12 protein-coding genes are annotated in these 16,295 nt (G+C 72.3%); 11 read left to right on the top strand and 1 reads right to left on the bottom strand.

All coding sequences use genetic code 11. The annotated features are described in order from the left end of the window. Window positions 1-142 precede the first annotated feature (142 nt). The 11 genes from HDA40_RS32175 to HDA40_RS32225 all read left to right on the top strand — a co-directional run bounded on the left by HDA40_RS32175 (window position 143) and on the right by HDA40_RS32225 (window position 13,192). Window positions 143-592, top strand: a complete 450-nt coding sequence (locus tag HDA40_RS32175) for an SAV_6107 family HEPN domain-containing protein (RefSeq protein WP_253761557.1) — start codon at window positions 143-145, stop codon at window positions 590-592. 28 nt (window positions 593-620) lie between these two features. Beyond that, window positions 621-1,598, top strand: a complete 978-nt coding sequence (gene imuA' / locus HDA40_RS32180) for a DnaE2-dependent mutagenesis accessory factor ImuA' (protein WP_253761558.1) — start codon at window positions 621-623, stop codon at window positions 1,596-1,598. After that, window positions 1,591-3,129, top strand: coding sequence for a DNA polymerase Y family protein (locus tag HDA40_RS32185; RefSeq protein WP_253761559.1), 1,539 nt, complete (start codon window positions 1,591-1,593; stop codon window positions 3,127-3,129). Before imuA' ends, HDA40_RS32185 begins: the two co-directional genes overlap by 8 nt. A gap of 73 nt (window positions 3,130-3,202) precedes the next feature. After that, on the top strand, window positions 3,203-3,409 hold the full coding sequence (locus tag HDA40_RS32190) for a hypothetical protein (protein ID WP_253761560.1): 207 nt from the start codon (window positions 3,203-3,205) through the stop codon (window positions 3,407-3,409). Window positions 3,410-3,541: 132 nt separating this feature from the next. Beyond that, window positions 3,542-6,871, top strand: coding sequence for an error-prone DNA polymerase (locus tag HDA40_RS32195; RefSeq protein WP_308197789.1), 3,330 nt, complete (start codon window positions 3,542-3,544; stop codon window positions 6,869-6,871). A 113-nt stretch (window positions 6,872-6,984) separates the two neighbouring features. Then, window positions 6,985-8,307, top strand: a complete 1,323-nt coding sequence (locus HDA40_RS32200) for a chymotrypsin family serine protease (RefSeq protein ID WP_253761561.1) — start codon at window positions 6,985-6,987, stop codon at window positions 8,305-8,307. 110 nt (window positions 8,308-8,417) lie between these two features. Next, window positions 8,418-9,146 carry a PASTA domain-containing protein gene (locus HDA40_RS32205; RefSeq protein ID WP_253761562.1) on the top strand — a complete coding sequence of 243 codons (729 nt, stop codon included), beginning with the start codon at window positions 8,418-8,420 and terminating at the stop codon, window positions 9,144-9,146. Window positions 9,147-9,410: 264 nt separating this feature from the next. After that, window positions 9,411-10,127, top strand: coding sequence for a methyltransferase domain-containing protein (locus HDA40_RS32210; RefSeq protein WP_253761563.1), 717 nt, complete (start codon window positions 9,411-9,413; stop codon window positions 10,125-10,127). Beyond that, a complete protein-coding gene (locus HDA40_RS32215; RefSeq protein ID WP_253761564.1) occupies window positions 10,124-11,305 on the top strand; it encodes an alkaline phosphatase family protein in 1,182 nt (393 codons plus the stop codon). The genes HDA40_RS32210 and HDA40_RS32215 overlap by 4 nt, the downstream gene beginning before the upstream one ends. A gap of 70 nt (window positions 11,306-11,375) precedes the next feature. Then, complete coding sequence (locus tag HDA40_RS32220) at window positions 11,376-12,668, top strand: DNA polymerase IV (RefSeq protein ID WP_253761565.1); 1,293 nt, start codon at window positions 11,376-11,378, stop codon at window positions 12,666-12,668. A 128-nt stretch (window positions 12,669-12,796) separates the two neighbouring features. After that, window positions 12,797-13,192, top strand: a complete 396-nt coding sequence (locus HDA40_RS32225; protein ID WP_253761566.1) for an SCO2097 family morphological protein — start codon at window positions 12,797-12,799, stop codon at window positions 13,190-13,192. Between the two features lie 630 nt (window positions 13,193-13,822). On the opposite strand, the gene HDA40_RS32230 is transcribed toward HDA40_RS32225, so the two are convergent. Next, entirely contained in the window at window positions 13,823-16,273 is a 2,451-nt protein-coding gene (locus tag HDA40_RS32230) for a transglutaminase TgpA family protein (protein WP_253761567.1), read from the bottom strand. Between the last annotated feature and the right edge of the window lie 22 nt (window positions 16,274-16,295).

Below are 16,295 nucleotides of genomic sequence, written 5' to 3' on the forward strand. Positions count from 1 at the left end.
CGAGGCGGTGGCGGCGACGCCGACCACCGCCACGCCCCCGCCTTGCGTACGCGAGGTGTGGTGAAGCAGCCGCGAGCTGCTGCGTCTTCCCCCGCAGTGGTGTGTTCGACCAGACCGTCGACCGCCGAATGGAGACGCACAGATGACCACGCCATCGCTGATCGCGGGTGCCGCCCGTACCACCGTCTCCGCTCATCTGCTGCCGCATCGCACCCCCGTCGAGCTGATCGCGCTCGCTCGCCGCGGCCTGCTCGAAGCCTCCGCCGCGCCGTCGGCCGCCCAGCGATACGCCACCGCTCACCTGGCCGCCCTGCGCGCGGCCGCCGCCGTTCTCGCCATGCGCGCTCAGCCCGTCGCCGGTCGTCGCCGGTCCCGGGTGACCAGCGCCTGGCTCCTGCTCATCAAGGTCGCCCCGGAGCTGGCGGAGTGGGCCGAGTTCTTCGCCGTCGGCGCCGCCAAGCGGTCGGCCGCCGAGGCCGGCATCGCCAAGGTGACCACCCGGGAGGCCGACGACCTGGTGCGCGCCGCCGGCCAGTTCATCGACGTCGTCCAGGGCTCGCTGGGCCTGTCCCATCCCGCCCCGGTCGCCTGACACACCGAGCCGGGGGAGCAGCACAACCATGTCCAGCGCGCGGCGGGCGGCGGAACTCGCCGAGCTGGTGGCCTCGTCCGGGGCCGGGCCGATCACGGTCGCCTCGGCCGCACGGGGGCGACGGCTGACGCCCGGTTCCGGAGGCTCCGCCGGTTCGCCCGGCGGCGGGCCTAGAGCAGCGACCAGCGTGGCCGTCGCGGCCGAGTCCGTGACCACGGCCGGGGAGCTCGCCGGCGACGACGTCAGCCGCATGCTCCCGGTGACGGCCGCGTTGCAACCGCTGCTCCCCGGCGGTGGGCTGCGGCGGGGCAGCACGGTGACGATCACCCGGGCACTGCAGACCCCCGGCGGGGACGGCTCGCCGGGCGGGGCGCTGCGCGCGGCGGCGACCAGGGCAGCCGCCGCACGCAGCGCTCGAACCCCGAGGCTGACCCCGTTGCGGTCGGCCGAGCGGACGAGCTGGGGCGGGACCTCGGTGATGCTCGCGTTGCTCGCCGAGGCGTCGCGCGCGGGTTCCTGGTGCGCCATCGTGGGGCTGCCCGAACTCGGCGTGGCCGCCGCTGCCGAACTGGGCATCGTCCTCGAACGACTGGCCCTGGTGCCGCAGCCCGGCACCAAGTGGCCGGAAGTCGTCGCCACCCTGCTCGACGGGTTCGACCTGGTGGTCGTGGCCGTCCGCGAGCAGGTGACCCCGCAGAACGCCGCGCGGCTGTCCGCCCGCGCCCGGCTGCGGGGCAGCGTCCTGCTCCCGATGGGGCCCTGGGACTCCGCCGACCTGGTCCTTGAGCCAGTCGGCGCGCAGTGGCAGGGGCTGGGTCCCGGGCACGGCCGGCTGCGGTGCCGGCACCTGACGATCGCCGCCCGGGGCCGTGGAACGGCCGCCCGGCCCCGGGAGGTCGACGTCTGGCTGCCCACCGAGACGGGCGGGATCCGGCCCCACGTCACCGAGACCACAGTGGACCCCCGGTCTTCGCGCGGCCACCTGCGCGCGATCTCCGGTGGCTGACGCCGGGCGTACGGCGGTGGTGTGGTGTCCCGACTGGCCGGTGATCGCCGCCGAGATCATCGACGGAGTGGACGCGGCGGGACCCGTCATCGTCCTGCAGAACAACCGGGTGCTGGCCTGCTCGGCGGCGGCCCGGGCGGACGGCGTACGCCGGGGGATGCGCAAACGCGAAGCGCAGAGCACCTCGCCCCGGTCGGTGGCGGTCGACGACGACCCCGGACGTGACGCGCGCGCCTTCGAACCGGTGATCGCCGCCGCGGAGGAAGTGGTCGCGGGGGTCGCCGCGCTCCGCCCCGGGACGTGCGCGTTCGCCGTACGCGGTCCGGCCCGCTACTTCGGCGGTGAACAGATCGCCGCCGAACAGGTCGTCGAGCACATCGCCCAGGTCTGCGGCGTCGAAGCCCAGATCGGCATGGCCGAAGGCGTGTTCGCCGCCGGGATCGCCGCCCGGGCCGGCCGGCTCGTCCCCGCCGGGCAGACCGCTGCGTACCTGGCGGGACTGCCGATCGGCCTGCTCGACGGCTTCGGCGGCCGGGCCAAACTCATCGACCTCCTGCGTCGCCTCGGCGTACACACCCTGGGGGCGTACGCGGCCCTGCCGCCGTCGGACGTGCTGGCCCGGTTCGGTCTCGACGCCGCCGTCGCGCACAAGCTCGCGGCCGGACTCGACACCCGCCCGCTGGCGATCCGCAGCGCCCCGCCCGACCTGGCGATCGGCGAGGAGTTCGAAGAACCGATCGACCGGGTCGACGTGGCCGCCTTCGCCGCCCGATCACTCGCCGAACAGCTGCACGAACGGCTGGCCGCGTACGGGATGGCCTGCACGCGGCTGGCGATCGACGCGGTGACCGTGCACGGGGAGGAACTGCACCGGACCTGGCGGCACGACGGCATCCTGACCGCCGCCGGGATCGCCGACCGGGTCCGGTGGCAGTTGGAAGGCTGGCTGCTGCGCCCCGAACGGCCGACCGGCGGAGTGCTGCGGCTGACGCTGACGCCGGACGGCGTGTTGCGGCAGGTGGGGCTGCAGCCGGGGCTGTGGGGCGAGACCGGGCCGGAGCGGGACCGGGCGAACCGGGCGGCCACCCGGGTGCAGGGCCTGCTCGGCCCGGACGCGGTGCTCACCCCGGCGCTCGGCGGCCGCCAGTACGGGCGGCTCGTCCCGTGGGGGCTGATTCCTTGGGGAGACGAGCGACCGCCGCCGGACGACCGGCCCTGGCCAGGGCGTACGCCCGCCCCGTCGGGTGCGCTGCTGGCGGTCCCGCAACGGCCGGTGCGGGTCCTCGACGAACACGGCGAACCGGTGACGATCGACGGGCGACTACGGATGAGCGCGCCGCCCGCCGCCCTGCTCCTCGACGGGGCAGCCGTCCCGATCGTGGGCTGGAACGGACCCTGGCCGATCGACGACCACTGGTGGGACGGCCGGGTCGCCGAACGGTCGGCCCGGCTCCAGGTCCTGCTCGACGACCGCGCGGTGGTCGTCACGCTGCGCGGCGGCGAGTGGTACGCCGCAGTCGTCTTCGACTGACCGATCCGCCAGACCCCGAGCGGGTGACGGACGGGGCAGCGCGGGGGGCCATCGACAGGCATGCTGTGTGGCCGTGGAGATGGTGTTCCGGATTCTGTTCACGATCGGGGCGATGGAGTGCGTGGCGTACGTCGTCGCGGTTTCGCTCCGGGCACGGGGCAAGAGCGGCGACGCGTTGCGGCTGCTGGCTCACCCGCGCGTCCTCGCGACCGGGTTGGCCCTGGGCATCGGCGGGCTGGTCGTCGACTACCTCTGGACCATGTTCGCCTTCCCCTTCTGACCGTTCGCGTGCCGAGTTGATCATTGAGTTAGGGGAACGATCAGGGCGCTGCGGACACGACACGCCGGTTGATCACGACCGTTAGTTCATGATCGCGCGGAAAACCCGCGGGGGGTTAGTACAATTGTTCGGGTGAGTCGGTTCAATGGTGGTGAGGCGCTGCCGTGGAAGGAGCTGGAGCGGCGGCTGTCCGGGCCCGAGGCGGGCCGGGTGGTGGATCCGCTGGCCGAGGACGAGATCGGTCCGCAGAGCCGCAAGCGGGAGCGCCCGCAGGCGCCGGCGCTGGTCCGGCGGCAGGCCGAGGTCGCGTACGCCGAACTGCACTGCCACACGAATTTCAGTTTCCTCGACGGGGCGAGTCATCCGGAGGAACTGGTCCGGGAGGCTGTCCGCCTGGGGTTGACCGGGCTGGCGGTGACCGATCACGACGGGATGCCGGGCGTGGTGCGGTTCTCGGAGGAGGCCCGGGACTGGGGCCTGCCCACGATCTTCGGCTCCGAGTTGAGCCTGGATCTGCCGGGCGCCCAGGCGGGGGAGCCTGATCCGGCCGGCCGTCATCTGCTGTTGCTGGCCCGGGGCCAGCACGGGTACGCGAGGCTGTCCGCCGCGATCGCGGAGGCGCAGCTGGCCGGGGGTGAGAAGGGGCGCCCGAAGTACGACGTCGAGCAGATCGCCGCCGCCGTCAAGGATCACGCGGTGGTGCTGACCGGCTGCCGGAAGGGCCACGTTCCCCAGGCGCTCGCCCGGCAGGGGGAAAGCGCCGCGGAACGGGAGCTGGATCGGCTGGTCGACCTGTTCGGGCGGGAGAACGTCGTCGTCGAGCTGATCGACCACGGCGACCCGTTCGACGTCGACCGCAACGAGGCGCTCTTCGCGTTGGCGGAGAGCCGGAGGCTGACCGCGGTCGCCACCAACAACGTGCACTTTCACGCGCCGGGGCGACGGCGGCTGGCGACGACGCTGGCGGCGGTCCGGGCGCGGCGGTCGCTCGACGAGATCGATCCGTGGCTGCCCGCCGCGGGTACGGCGTACCTGCGGTCGGGGGAGGAGATGGCGGCGCGGTTCGCGTACTTCCCGGGGGTGGTCGCCAACGCCGCCCGGCTGGGCGAGGAACTCGCCTTCGACCTGCACCTGGTCGCGCCGAACCTGCCGCCCTATCCGGTCCCGCCGGGCTATGACGAGAACTCCTACCTGCGCAAGCTCGTCTACGAGGGGGCCGAGGCCCGCTACGGGCCGAACCATCCGGCGGCGTACGCCCAGATCGAGCACGAGCTGGCGCTGATCGCCAAGCTCAACTATCCGGGGTATTTCCTGATCGTCTACGACATAGTGAAGTTCTGCAAAGAGAACCGGATCTACTGCCAGGGCCGGGGCTCGGCGGCCAACAGCGCGGTCTGCTACGCCCTCTGGATCACCAATGTGGACTCCGTGGCGCATCGTCTGCTGTTCGAGCGGTTCCTCGCCGAGGAACGGGACGGCCCGCCGGACATCGACGTCGACATCGAGTCCGACCAGCGGGAGAAGGTCATCCAGTACGTCTACGAGAAATACGGGCGGCGGCACGCGGCCCAGGTCGCCAACGTCATCTCGTACCGGCCGCGGTCGGCGGTCCGCGACATGGCCCGCGCCTTCGGCTTCTCCCCGGGCCAGCAGGACGCCTGGTCCAAGCAGCTGGACCGGTGGTCGGGGATCGACGCCCAGGACGGCCGCAACGAGGGCATCCCCGACCACGTGGTGGAGTTCGCCAACCAGGTGATGACCTTTCCCCGGCACCTGGGCATCCACTCCGGCGGCATGGTGATCTGCGACCGTCCGGTGATCGAGGTGTGCCCGGTGGAGTGGGCGCGGATGCCCGGCCGGACCGTGCTCCAGTGGGACAAGGACGACTGCGCCGCCATCGGCCTGGTCAAGTTCGACCTGCTGGGGCTCGGCATGCTCTCGGCGCTGCGGTACGCCTTCGAGTTCCTCGGTGAGGAGATGGATCTCGCGAACATGCCGATGGACGACCCGGAGGTCTACGACATGCTGTGCCGGGCCGACTCGGTCGGCGTGTTCCAGGTGGAGAGCCGGGCGCAGATGTCCACCTTGCCCCGGCTGAAACCCCGCGAGTTCTACGACCTGGTGGTGGAGGTCGCGCTGATCCGCCCCGGCCCGATCCAGGGCGGTTCGGTGCATCCCTACATCCGCCGCAAGAACAAGCTGGAGGAGCCGACCTACCCGCATTCGCTGATGCGCAACGCGTTGGAGAAGACCCTGGGCGTACCGCTGTTCCAGGAGCAGATGATGCAGCTGGCCATCGACGTCGCGGGGTTCACCCCGAACGAGTCCGACCAGCTGCGCCGGGCGATGGGCGCCAAGCGGTCGGTCGAGAAGATGGCCCGGTTGCGCGATCGGCTCTACGCCGGGATGGCGGCCAACGGGATCACCGGCCCGGTCGCCGACGACGTCTACGCCAAGCTGGAGGCGTTCGCCTCCTACGGCTTCCCGGAGAGCCACGCGATGAGCTTCGCGTACCTCGTCTACGCCAGCTCCTGGCTCAAGCGGTACCACCCGGCCGCGTTCCTCGCCGCGCTGCTCAACGCGCAGCCGATGGGGTTCTACTCGCCGCAGTCGCTGACCGACGACGCCCGGCGCCACGGAGTCGAGGTACGCCGCCCGGACATCAACCGGAGCCACGCGAAGGCCACTTTGGAGAGTGAGGGGGCTGCCCGCTGGGGGTCGGTCGCCGGTGAGCCGCCGAGCCGCTGGGGACTGGGCGGCCCCGCTGTCCGGCTCGGGCTCGGCGCTGTGCGTAACCTTGGGGAGGAAGTGGCCGAGCGCATCGTGACGGAACGGGACCGCGGCGGCCCTTATCGCGATCTGGCGGACCTGGCGCGGCGTGCGGAACTGACCACCGCGCACCTGGAAGCCCTGGCCACCGCGGACGCCTTCGCCCCACTGGGCCTGGACCGGCGGGCCGCGCTGTGGGCCGCCGGGGCCGCCGCGCAGGACCGGCCGGACCGCCTGCCCGGGACCATCGCGGGCCTGGACGCGCCGGCGTTGCCCGGGATGGACGATGTGGACAAGCTGGTCGCGGACGTGTGGGCGACCGGGATGAGCCCGGACGACCACCCGATCCGGCTGGTCCGCGCGATGCTGGACGGGCGGGGCGCCATCCCGATCGCGCAGCTGGGCCGGGCGCCCGACGGCACCCGCGTGCTGGTCGGCGGGCTTGTCACGCACCGCCAGCGGCCCGGCACCGCCGGCGGCGTGACCTTCCTCAGCCTGGAGGACGAGACCGGCATGCTCAACGTGGTCTGCTCGCCGGGTCTGTGGGTGCGGCATCGCCGGGTCGCCCGCACCAGTGGCGCCCTGCTGATCCGGGGACGGCTGGAGGTCGCGAGCGGTGTCGTCAATCTGTCCGCGGAACGGCTGGAGCATCTCCCGATCGCGACAAGACCGTCCTCACGCGACTTCCGGTAGCCGATCTTGACCGGAACGTGACATCCGTCGGCACGGATGGGTCTTGCCCGCTGCGTCCACTCGCGACTACCTTGCGTTGCAAGTTGCACGGCAAGCGCGGGGAGGGCATACAGATGCGATCGAGGTCACTCACGGTGGCGGCCGTCGGGATCCTGGTCACGGCGCTGATGCCGCTGCCGGCCACGGCGGAGCCGGCCGCTTCGTCCTGTGTGGTCACCGGTGGGACGCCGGCCGTCGCCGCCGCACTGCGCACCGCGGCTCCCGACGAGGACGGGACATATCCGTATCAGGAATGGCTGGTGGGGGAGAAGGGCCAGCGCGCCACCGCGGCGCTCGTCGGGGTCGAGGACCGGATATTCGGGCACGTGCCCAGCTCCGCGACGGTCACGAAGAAGGTCACGCGCGGGCTCATCGGCTTCGCCCCGGACTACTCCAGCCAGTCGCTGGTCGCCGTCGTCACTCCCGAGTACGCGGGAACGCCCGAACTGGCGAAGCAACTGGCTGACGCGCAGTCCAGCCTTGGGGAAGGCGCGCCCGAACTGCGGGTGCAGACGGGGTGCTTCTCCGCGACCGCCATCGCCGACGCGTACGCGGTCCTGACGGGAACCGAATGGCGCAACGCCAACTCGAAATTCGCGTACGCCTTCCACCTGGACCCGGTGGACTCGAAGTTCCACGTCACGGTGGACGCCGCGCAGACCAAGGCGGCCGAGAAGCTCGCCGCCCTGCTCGGCGACCGGGGCGTGGTGGAGCTCGGCCCGGTCGGCCGCACCGGCCGGCTCAACGACGGCGAGCCCCACTTCGGCGGGGCCGGCATCCGGAAGAACTACAGCTCGAACACCGCGTCCAACACCTGCACCAGCGGGTTCATGGTGCGCAGCCGGAGCACCAACGGCATCGTCGGCATGACGACCGCCGGGCACTGCTTCGCCACCGGTGACTCGGTCTACTCCTCGACGCAGTACTACGGGGTATCGCAGGCCACGATCCAGGGCGAGTACCCGTCGACCGACGCCCGCCGCGTCTACTCCTCGGCCGAGACCTACGACAACGTCATCCACGTCGAGCCCTGCTCGCCCTGTACGCGTACGGTCACCTCGCGGACCTATGTGACGACCGGGAGCAGCGGCATCTGCTCCAGCGGCATGGTCACCACCGCGATCTGCAGCCTGACCGTCATCAGCGTCACCGGGCAGATCTGCGACGGCGTCGGCTGCACCGCCGGGCTGCTGGTCCTCTACCGCAACGGCGAGACCATCGTGCGGGCCGGCGACTCGGGCGGACCGGTCTACCTCCGCAACGGCAGCACCACCGCCTCGGCCGTCGGCCAGATCGTCGGCGGCGCGGGCACCCGCACCAACACCTCGACCTACATGTACGCCGAATCGTTCGACTCGATCGAGGCCGCCCTCGACGTGTACATCGCGACCAGCTGATTGTCTGTGGTTTTTCTGGCGCTGGATCAGGGTTCCCGGTCGAATCTTGAAGGAAGATTCGGCCCAGAACGCTGATCCAGCGCTCACGTGAGGTAGGGAGGACGCCGCCGATGCGACGCTCAATCGTGCTCGCCGCGCTCGTCACCGTCGCCGGCGTGGCCGCCGGTGGCTGCGCCCAGCCGGGGGTGCAAGCGGCCAACGGGCCGGCGCCGCAGGTGCGCCCGACCGACGACCCGGCCGACGGGGTGCGCGTCCCCGACGTCAAGGGCCAGTCGGCGCGGTACGCCCTCAAGCTCATCGCCGAGAGCCGGCTCGCCGCCGTCGTCCGGTACGCCCCGGAGGTCCTCGTCGACGCCGGCACGGTCATCCTGAGCGAACCGAAGGCGGGCGCCGGGCTCGGCGCGGGCGACGTCGTCGTCCTCGTGGTCGCCGGGAACCCGGCCAACGTCGGCGGGTTCGACGGGCACCCCGGCGCGAAGGCGCTCACCGACCTGGCCGCGGGCCGGTCCGACGTGTTCGTCGGGGCGGGCTGGGACGGCGGCGACCCGCGGAAGGCGTATGTCGTGGCCATCGGTCCGACCGCCGACCAGGCGGCCTGGGACGAGCGCATCGCCGTGGCAGCCGGGGCGCAGGCGTACCGGGTCGTGCGGTGCGACCACAGCCTGGCCCAGCTCAGCGGGGTCAAGGCCGAGCTGCCCGACGCCGGGCTCAGCGACTACTCCTCCTACATCGACCCCGTACGCTGCGCCGTCGTGGTCCAGGGCACGTTCACCCGCGACCAGGTCGAGCGCGTACGCCAGCGGTGGGGGACAGCCGTCGCCGTCTCCCCCGCCCACTGACCGCCCCGACCGCTCGCTCCCGCTCGCTCGCGCCCTCCGCTCCCGCTCCCTCCCGCGCTCGCGCCGTTGATCATCGAGTTAACTGTGGTGTCGCCGGTGTGTCATGACCGGAAACTCCATGATCAACGCCGGGCGGGCGCCGGACGGGCGGCGGGCGGTCGGCGGGACCGGGGACGGGCGGGCGGCGGGACGGGGGACGGGCGGGCGGCGGGCGGCCCGATCCGGCCGGGGTCCTTCTATGCTGAGGCGATGGAGGCTGTCCCGATGGAACGCACTCACCACCGCAGCGGCTCCGCGCGTACCGCCGTGATCTGGGCCGTGCTCCGCGGCGAGCTGGAGCGAGCCGGCGACCGGCAGTTGCGCGTGATCGACGTCGGCGGCGGGACCGGCGGTTTCGCCGTGCCGCTGGCCGAGGCGGGGCATCGGGTGACCGTGGTCGATCCGAGCCCGGACGCGCTGGCTGCGGCGATCCGCCGGGCGGCCGACGCCAACCTCAGCTCCCGGCTCACCGCCATCCAGGGCGACGCGGACGGGCTGGCCGACCTGATCGAGCCCGGCTCGGCGGACCTGGTGCTCTGCCACGCCGTGCTGGAGGTGGTCGACGATCCGGCGCGGGTCGCCGCGGCGCTCGCGACCACGTTGCGGCCCGGCGGCGCGGCCAGCGTCGTGGTCGCCAACCGGGCGGCCGCCGTGCTGGCCAAGGCCATGTCCGGGCGGATCGCCGAGGCCGAGTCGCTGCTCGCGCCGGGCGCGCTCGACGGCATCCGCCGTCGCTACGACGCCGAGGAGATCTCCGCGGTGCTGTCCGGCGCCGGGCTGGCCGTCGAGCAGATCCACGGGGTACGCGTCCTCGCCGACCTCGTCTCCGGCCCCATCGCCGACGCCGATCCCGAGGCTCTCGTGCAGTTCGAGCTGGCCGCCGCGGCCCGTTCGCCGTACCGGGACATCGCGACGCAGTTGCACGTCCTGGCGCGGGCATGAGCTTTCCGACCTTCGCCGAGGCAGGCGCCGGCGATGCCTACCTGTTCGACGAGATCGCGCCCGACTACGCCAGGGGCTGGCTGGGCGACGTCCTCCCCGGCGCGCTGACGGCGTTGGGCGTACCGGGGCTGGAGGATCCGCTCGGCCTCGCCGGGCGGCTGGCCGGCGTACGTCAGGTCGTGGTGCTGCTGCTCGACGGGCTGGGCTGGCATCAGCTCGCCCTCGGCCGGGAGCAGGCGCCCGCGCTGGCCGCGCTCACCGCCACTGGGCGGCCGATCACCTGTGGCTTCCCGTCGACCACGCCGACCAGCCTGATCAGCCTCGGCACCGGGGCGAAGTCGGGCGAGCACGGCGTACTGGCGTTCACGACGATCGTGCCGGGCTCCGACGAGGTCCTCGTCCACATCGCCTGGCGGGACGACCCGGACCCGCTCGTTTGGCAGCCGGTCACACCGCTGCTCGATCGTGTACGCGCCGGCGGAATGACGACCGCCGTGGTCAACAACCCGGTCTTCGAGGCGACCGGGCTGACCCGGCGCAGCACCGGCAATCTCGGCTACGTCGGCGCGACCGGTGCGGACGAGATGGTGGCCGGCGTCGCCGGCGCGCTGCGCTCCGGAGCCCGCTGCGTGTACGCGTACCTGCCCAACGTGGACAAGGCGGCGCACGAACACGGCGCGGGTTCGCCGGAGTGGCAGCTGGCCATGTCGGATGTGGACAAAGCCGTGGCCCGTCTGCAGGAGGAGCTGCCGCCGGACAGCGCCCTGCTCATCACCGCCGACCACGGCCATCTCATCTCGCCATGGGATCGGCGGATCGACCTGGACTCCGTGCCCGAGTTGTCGGCCGGGCTCCGGGCGGTCGCGGGCGAACCCCGCGTCCGGTACCTGCACACCGAACCCGGTGCGCTGCCGGACGTCCTCGCCGCCTGGCGAGACCTCGCCGGCCACGCCGCCTGGATCGGCGTACGCGAGGAGGCCGTCGCGACCGGCTGGTACGGCCCGATACCGCCGGCACACGCGGAGCGGCTCGGCGACATCGTGGTGGTCTGCCGGGAGGACTGGTCGATCCAGGCCAGCGCACACGAACCGGCCAGCATCCTTCAGCTCGTCGGGCTGCACGGGGCGCGGACGCGGGCCGAGATGGAGATTCCGCTGCTCGTCCACTCGACCCTCTAGCGCCGACCTTCTAGCGCCGACCCCCTAGTGGCTGACAGTGGGTGTCAGACCCGGGCGCTAACCTGCGGACATGGGGCGAGAGCGCGGGCGCGAGGAACGGGACTTCGGCCCCGGCGGCGACGACACCGACTGCTCCATCCTGCACGTCGACATGGACGCGTTCTTCGCCTCCGTGGAGGTGCGGCGGCATCCGGAGCTGCGGGGCAAGCCGGTCGTCGTCGGCGGCACCGGCGGCCGGGGCGTCGTCTCCTCGGCGAGCTACGAGGCCCGGGCTTTCGGCGTACGCAGCGCCATGCCGACCAGCCGGGCGCGGGCGCTCTGCCCTCAGGCCATCTTCATCCCGCCCGACTCCGGGGCGTACGGGGAGGCCTCCCGAGCGGTGATGGCGATCCTGCGTGACGTGACGCCGCTGGTCGAGCAGTTGAGCGTGGACGAGGCGTTCCTCGACGTGGCCGGGGCGCGGCGGCTGCTCGGGCCGCCCGCGCAGATCGCGATCGATCTCCGCGCCCGGATCGCGCGCGAGTTGCAGCTGCCCTGTTCGGTCGGGATCGCGCCGACGAAGTTCCTGGCCAAGCTCGGCTCGGCGCGCGCCAAGCCGGACGGCCTGCTGCTCATTCCCCGCGCCCGGGTGCTGGAGTTCCTGCATCCGCTGCCGGTCTCGACCCTCTGGGGCGTCGGCGAGCGGTCGGCCGAGCAGTTGCATCGGGTCGGCCTGCGGACGGTCGGCGACGTGGCGCAGGCCCCAATGGGTCTGCTGCGCTCGGCCGTCGGCGACGCGGCCGCCACCCACCTGCACGAACTTGCCTCCGGCCGGGACCCGCGCCCGGTCACCACCGGCCGGGAGGAGAAGTCGGTCGGCTCGGAGACCACCTACGACATCGACGTGTCCGATCACGAGCGGATCAAGCAGACCATGCTGGCGTTGTCCGGACAGGTCGGCGCGCGCCTGCGGGCAGCCGGCCAAAGCGGACGCACGATCGCGATCAAAGTCCGTTTCGCCGACTTCAAGACGATCAACCGGTCCCGGACGCTGCCGGTCGCCACCGACGTTTCCCAAGAGATCTTCCAGACGGCGTGGACGTTGTTCCGGGCGCTCGGGCCGACCGACCGCATCCGGCTCATCGGCGTCCGCGTCGAAGGCCTGGCCGGAGCCGAAGGCGCAGCTAGGCAGCTTGCCCTCGGCGAGCCCGAACGCGGCTGGCGGGAAGCGGAACGTGCCATCGACGCGGCGGCGAGCCGGTTCGGCCGGGCCGCCGTGAAGCCCGCCAGCCTGCTGAAAGCAGGGGACCGCCGGAGGCAGCCGGACAAACGCGCCGAGCCGGACCGACTCGACCCGCTTTCCGACGGCTTCACCGCCTCGTAGACTTGGGGTGCAGCGGCCACCTGGCTGCTGGGAGTCCGTCGACCCCCGCTCGTCGCCTCCGGAGGTGGGAACATCCCACCAACCGGCGTCGGTGTGAGTCGACCCGGGGATCACCGGGGAGGAGTGCCGTGCCGCTCTCCGAGCACGAGCAGCGTCTGTTCGAACAGATCGAACGCTCGCTGGCCGAGGACCCGAAGTTCGCCTCGGCGGTGCGCAGCACCGATCCGCGTTTCCACGCGCGTCGGCGCATGATCATCGCAGGCCTGGTGGTCGCCGCCGGGCTGGCCCTCGTCGTCTGGGGTGCGATCGACGGCAACACCCTGATCGGCGTGGCCGGCTTCGTGGTGATGCTCGCCGCGGCCGCCTTCGCCATCCAATCCCAACGCCGTGCGCACAACCGGGAGCTGCGCGCGGTCGACGGCACCGCCGCCCGACGCGTACGCAGCGGTGGCGGTCGCTCCTCCGGCGGCCTGCTCGGCCGCCTCGAGCAGCGCTGGCGGGATCGGCCCGAAGGCCGCTTCTAGCCCAGTCGCTGCACCGCGTGTGGCCCTCGTCCAGCGGGACGAGGGCTTTCGCGTACCCCGCCGGCCCTGGCTGTGTCCGCCGTCCGTCGCGCCCGCCGGCCCTGGCTGTGTCCGCCGTCCGTCGCGCCCGCCGGCCCTGGCTGTGTCCGCCGTCCGTCGCGCCCGCCGGCCCTGGCTGTGTCCGCCGTCCGTCGCGCCCGCCGGCCCTGGCTGTGTCCGCCGTCCGTCGCGCCCGCCACCCTCGCTGCGTCCGCCGTCCGTCGCGCCCGGCCCTCGCTGCGTCCGCCGTCGGCCGTCCGCCACCCTCGCTGCCGTCCGCCGTCCGCCGTCCGCCGTCCGCCGTCCGCCGTCCGCCGTCCGCCGCGGAGTTGATCATTGAGTTGGGGGAACGATCAGGGTGCCGGGGACACGACACGCCGGTCGATCACGACCGATAGTTCATGATCGCGCGGAAAGCGACGGGGGCGCGGAGAGCGACGGGGCGCGGAGAGCGACGGGGCGCGGAGAGCGACGGGCGCGCGGAGAGCGACGGGCGCGGAAAGCGACGGGCGTGCGGAGAGCGACGCGGGAAGCGAGCGGGCTCGGCGCCGGAGGCGCCGAGCCCGCGAGAGCCCGCGAGTGGAGCGAGCGTCATCGGGAGGCGAGTAGCCGCCGCGGATTGAACCGGAGGAGGAACTCGCGGAGCTGTCCCGTCCGCTGGACGCCACGGCTGAGCCCTTCCAAGAGTCCGATCCGCCACCGGGCCAGCACCGACGGCGGCATGAGCACGGCGAAGACGCGCGTACGCCGGTCGGAGGTGCTGGCGAGGTGCCGCCGGATGAGCCGTAGCGCGTCCGGCAGTGCTTGCGGGTCGAGCGGGTTGCGGGCGTACCGGGCGCGTTCTTCGGCGAGGGCGAGCCGTTGGGCTCCGTCGGCTGTCGCCTGGGGCAGTTCCTGTTCGGCGATGAGTCGCCGGGCCACCGCGCGCGGGGTTTCGGCGGGGTCGGCCGGCACCCGGAAGTCGACCAGGGTGTCGAGCAGTTCGTCCCAGGCGTCGTGGGCCAGGTTCCGGGCCCGGTCAGCGTTGGTGTCGGAGATGACCACCATCGTCCCGGTCGGGGTGACCTCCAGCGGGTCGGCGGGTATGCCGTCGGACCGGGATCTGCGGGTTCGCAGCATCCGGCGGCGTACGCCCGGCACGCTGAGCAGCAGCACCAGGGCCACCGCGCCGGCGAGCAGGTACCACGGCCACATCACGGTCTGTTCGATGGGCTGGCCGTCGGCGCCGAACTGTGCGTCCGGGTCGTTGGCCCCGAGGCCCTTGTCGGGCAGGTCGTCCCCGGCGTCTCCGCCCGGGCCGGGGCTGAACGACGGGTTCGCCGACGGCCCGGTGGTCTGGTTGGGGTCGGGAGCCCACGCGGAGGCGACCGAGCCCGCGACGTAGGTGCTCGGCGTCGCGTCGAACGGCACCCAGCCGAAGCCCTGGAAGTAGACCTCGGTCCAGGCGTGCAGGTTGCGGTTGGTCAGCGTGAACGTGTACTGCCCGTTCGCGACGCGCACGTTGTTGCCCCGGGCGAAGCCGAACGCGACCCGCGCCGGGATGCCCGCCGTACGCACGAGCCAGGCCATCGCGGCGGCGTACTGCTCGCAGAAGCCCGTCTTGTTGTTCAGGAAGTCGACGATCTTCTGGCCGGACGTGCCGGTCGGCACTTCGAGGCTGTACTTGAAGCCGTTCTTGGCGGAGAAGTAGTCGTAGATCGCACGGACCTTCTCGTACGGCGTCTTCGCGTCCTTCGTCAGTTCGTCGACCCGCTTGCGGACCTCGGCCACCAGGGGCACCGCGGTGAACTGCCGCCGCATCGCGTTCTCGGCCGACAGCTCGGGCGCCTCGTTGAGTTCCTGCGGCGTGTAGGTCGAGCGGACGTAGTCGAAGTCGTAGGTACGCCCGCCGGACCGGGATCGCAGTGAGAAGACGACCTGCATGTTCTGGTCGTAGGACCAGTCCGAGCCGATCTTGCGGGTCTGCACCGGTTCGGCGTACACCGGCAGCAGCGGCATGTCGAACGTCTTGGACACCTCGACATTGGCCGTGTACTTCTCCCGCGTCACGCCGAACGACGGCCGCTGGTACGGGTCGGGCAGCGGGTTGCCGATGCTCGTGCCGTTGGGCACCCGCGTGCCGAAGCCGCCCGCGCTCAGCTCGTCGGCCACCCCGAACCGCAGGTAGTAGGGGTTGGCGTCGGTCGTGGTGACCTTGACGAGGTCGATGACCTCCTTCTGGTTCAACCGGCCGCTGAGGTCGGCGAACAGGTTGGCCTGCAGGCCGCCCCGGCCGGAGCCGGTGCCGTTCCCGCCTTCGCCGTTCCCGCCGAACTGGTCGAAGAAACTGGAGCTGAGCTGGGGGATGAGCAGCGGGATGACGATCGCGACGATCACGCTGACCACGCCGAGCCGCCGGCCGGCCGAGGCCAGCGGGGACGGCTCCCACACGTCGACGTCGCGGCCCTCGCCGGTGAACCGCCGCCCGAATCGGCGTACGCGGTCCACATTGTCGCTGACCAGCAGCCACAGGTACGCGGCCGCGGCGAAGACGAACGGGACGACCGCGACCGAGTCGGGGTAGACCGCGATCGGCACGGCATAGATGGCCAGCATCGGCAGCCCGGTCAGAGCCGGCCGCCGCATCGCGACGGTGAGCAGGTCGTTGATGATCGCGACCAGCCCGATGCCGAACACCGTCAGGAACAGCAGCCCGTCCAGATCGGGCACGGGTACGCCGTTGTCCCGGATCTGGTCACCGGCGGTCGACAGCAGCGACGCGAAGTACTTGATCGTGTCCGGCGTCGGGATGATCCCGATCAGCGAGTGCCCGTTGGAGAACAGCAGGGTCAGGATCACCACCAGGGCGGCGAGCATGCCGAAGCCCTGCGCGGCGGCTCGGCCACGCAGGGCGCGTACCCCTGCCGCCGTGGCGGCCACGACCCCGACGGCGAACGCGGACTCGATCAGCCAGGTCCACGTCTGGAAGATCCCCGCGAGCGGCGTGGCCGCGAGCAGGGTGGCCGCCGCGGCGACGAAGCCGAGGTGACGACGGTTGGTCACGAGAGCACCAGCCTTTCTGCGG

The organism is Hamadaea flava, from assembly GCF_024172085.1.
GTDB lineage: Bacteria > Actinomycetota > Actinomycetes > Mycobacteriales > Micromonosporaceae > Hamadaea > Hamadaea flava.

Coding starts and splice junctions, on each gene's coding strand:
- HDA40_RS32175 (WP_253761557.1), top strand. CDS start 143: ATGACCACGCCATCGCTGATCGCGGGTGCCGCCCGTACCACCGTCTCC.
- HDA40_RS32200 (WP_253761561.1), top strand. CDS start 6,985: ATGCGATCGAGGTCACTCACGGTGGCGGCCGTCGGGATCCTGGTCACG.
- HDA40_RS32215 (WP_253761564.1), top strand. CDS start 10,124: ATGAGCTTTCCGACCTTCGCCGAGGCAGGCGCCGGCGATGCCTACCTG.
- HDA40_RS32210 (WP_253761563.1), top strand. CDS start 9,411: ATGGAACGCACTCACCACCGCAGCGGCTCCGCGCGTACCGCCGTGATC.
- HDA40_RS32205 (WP_253761562.1), top strand. CDS start 8,418: ATGCGACGCTCAATCGTGCTCGCCGCGCTCGTCACCGTCGCCGGCGTG.
- imuA' (WP_253761558.1), top strand. CDS start 621: ATGTCCAGCGCGCGGCGGGCGGCGGAACTCGCCGAGCTGGTGGCCTCG.
- HDA40_RS32220 (WP_253761565.1), top strand. CDS start 11,376: ATGGGGCGAGAGCGCGGGCGCGAGGAACGGGACTTCGGCCCCGGCGGC.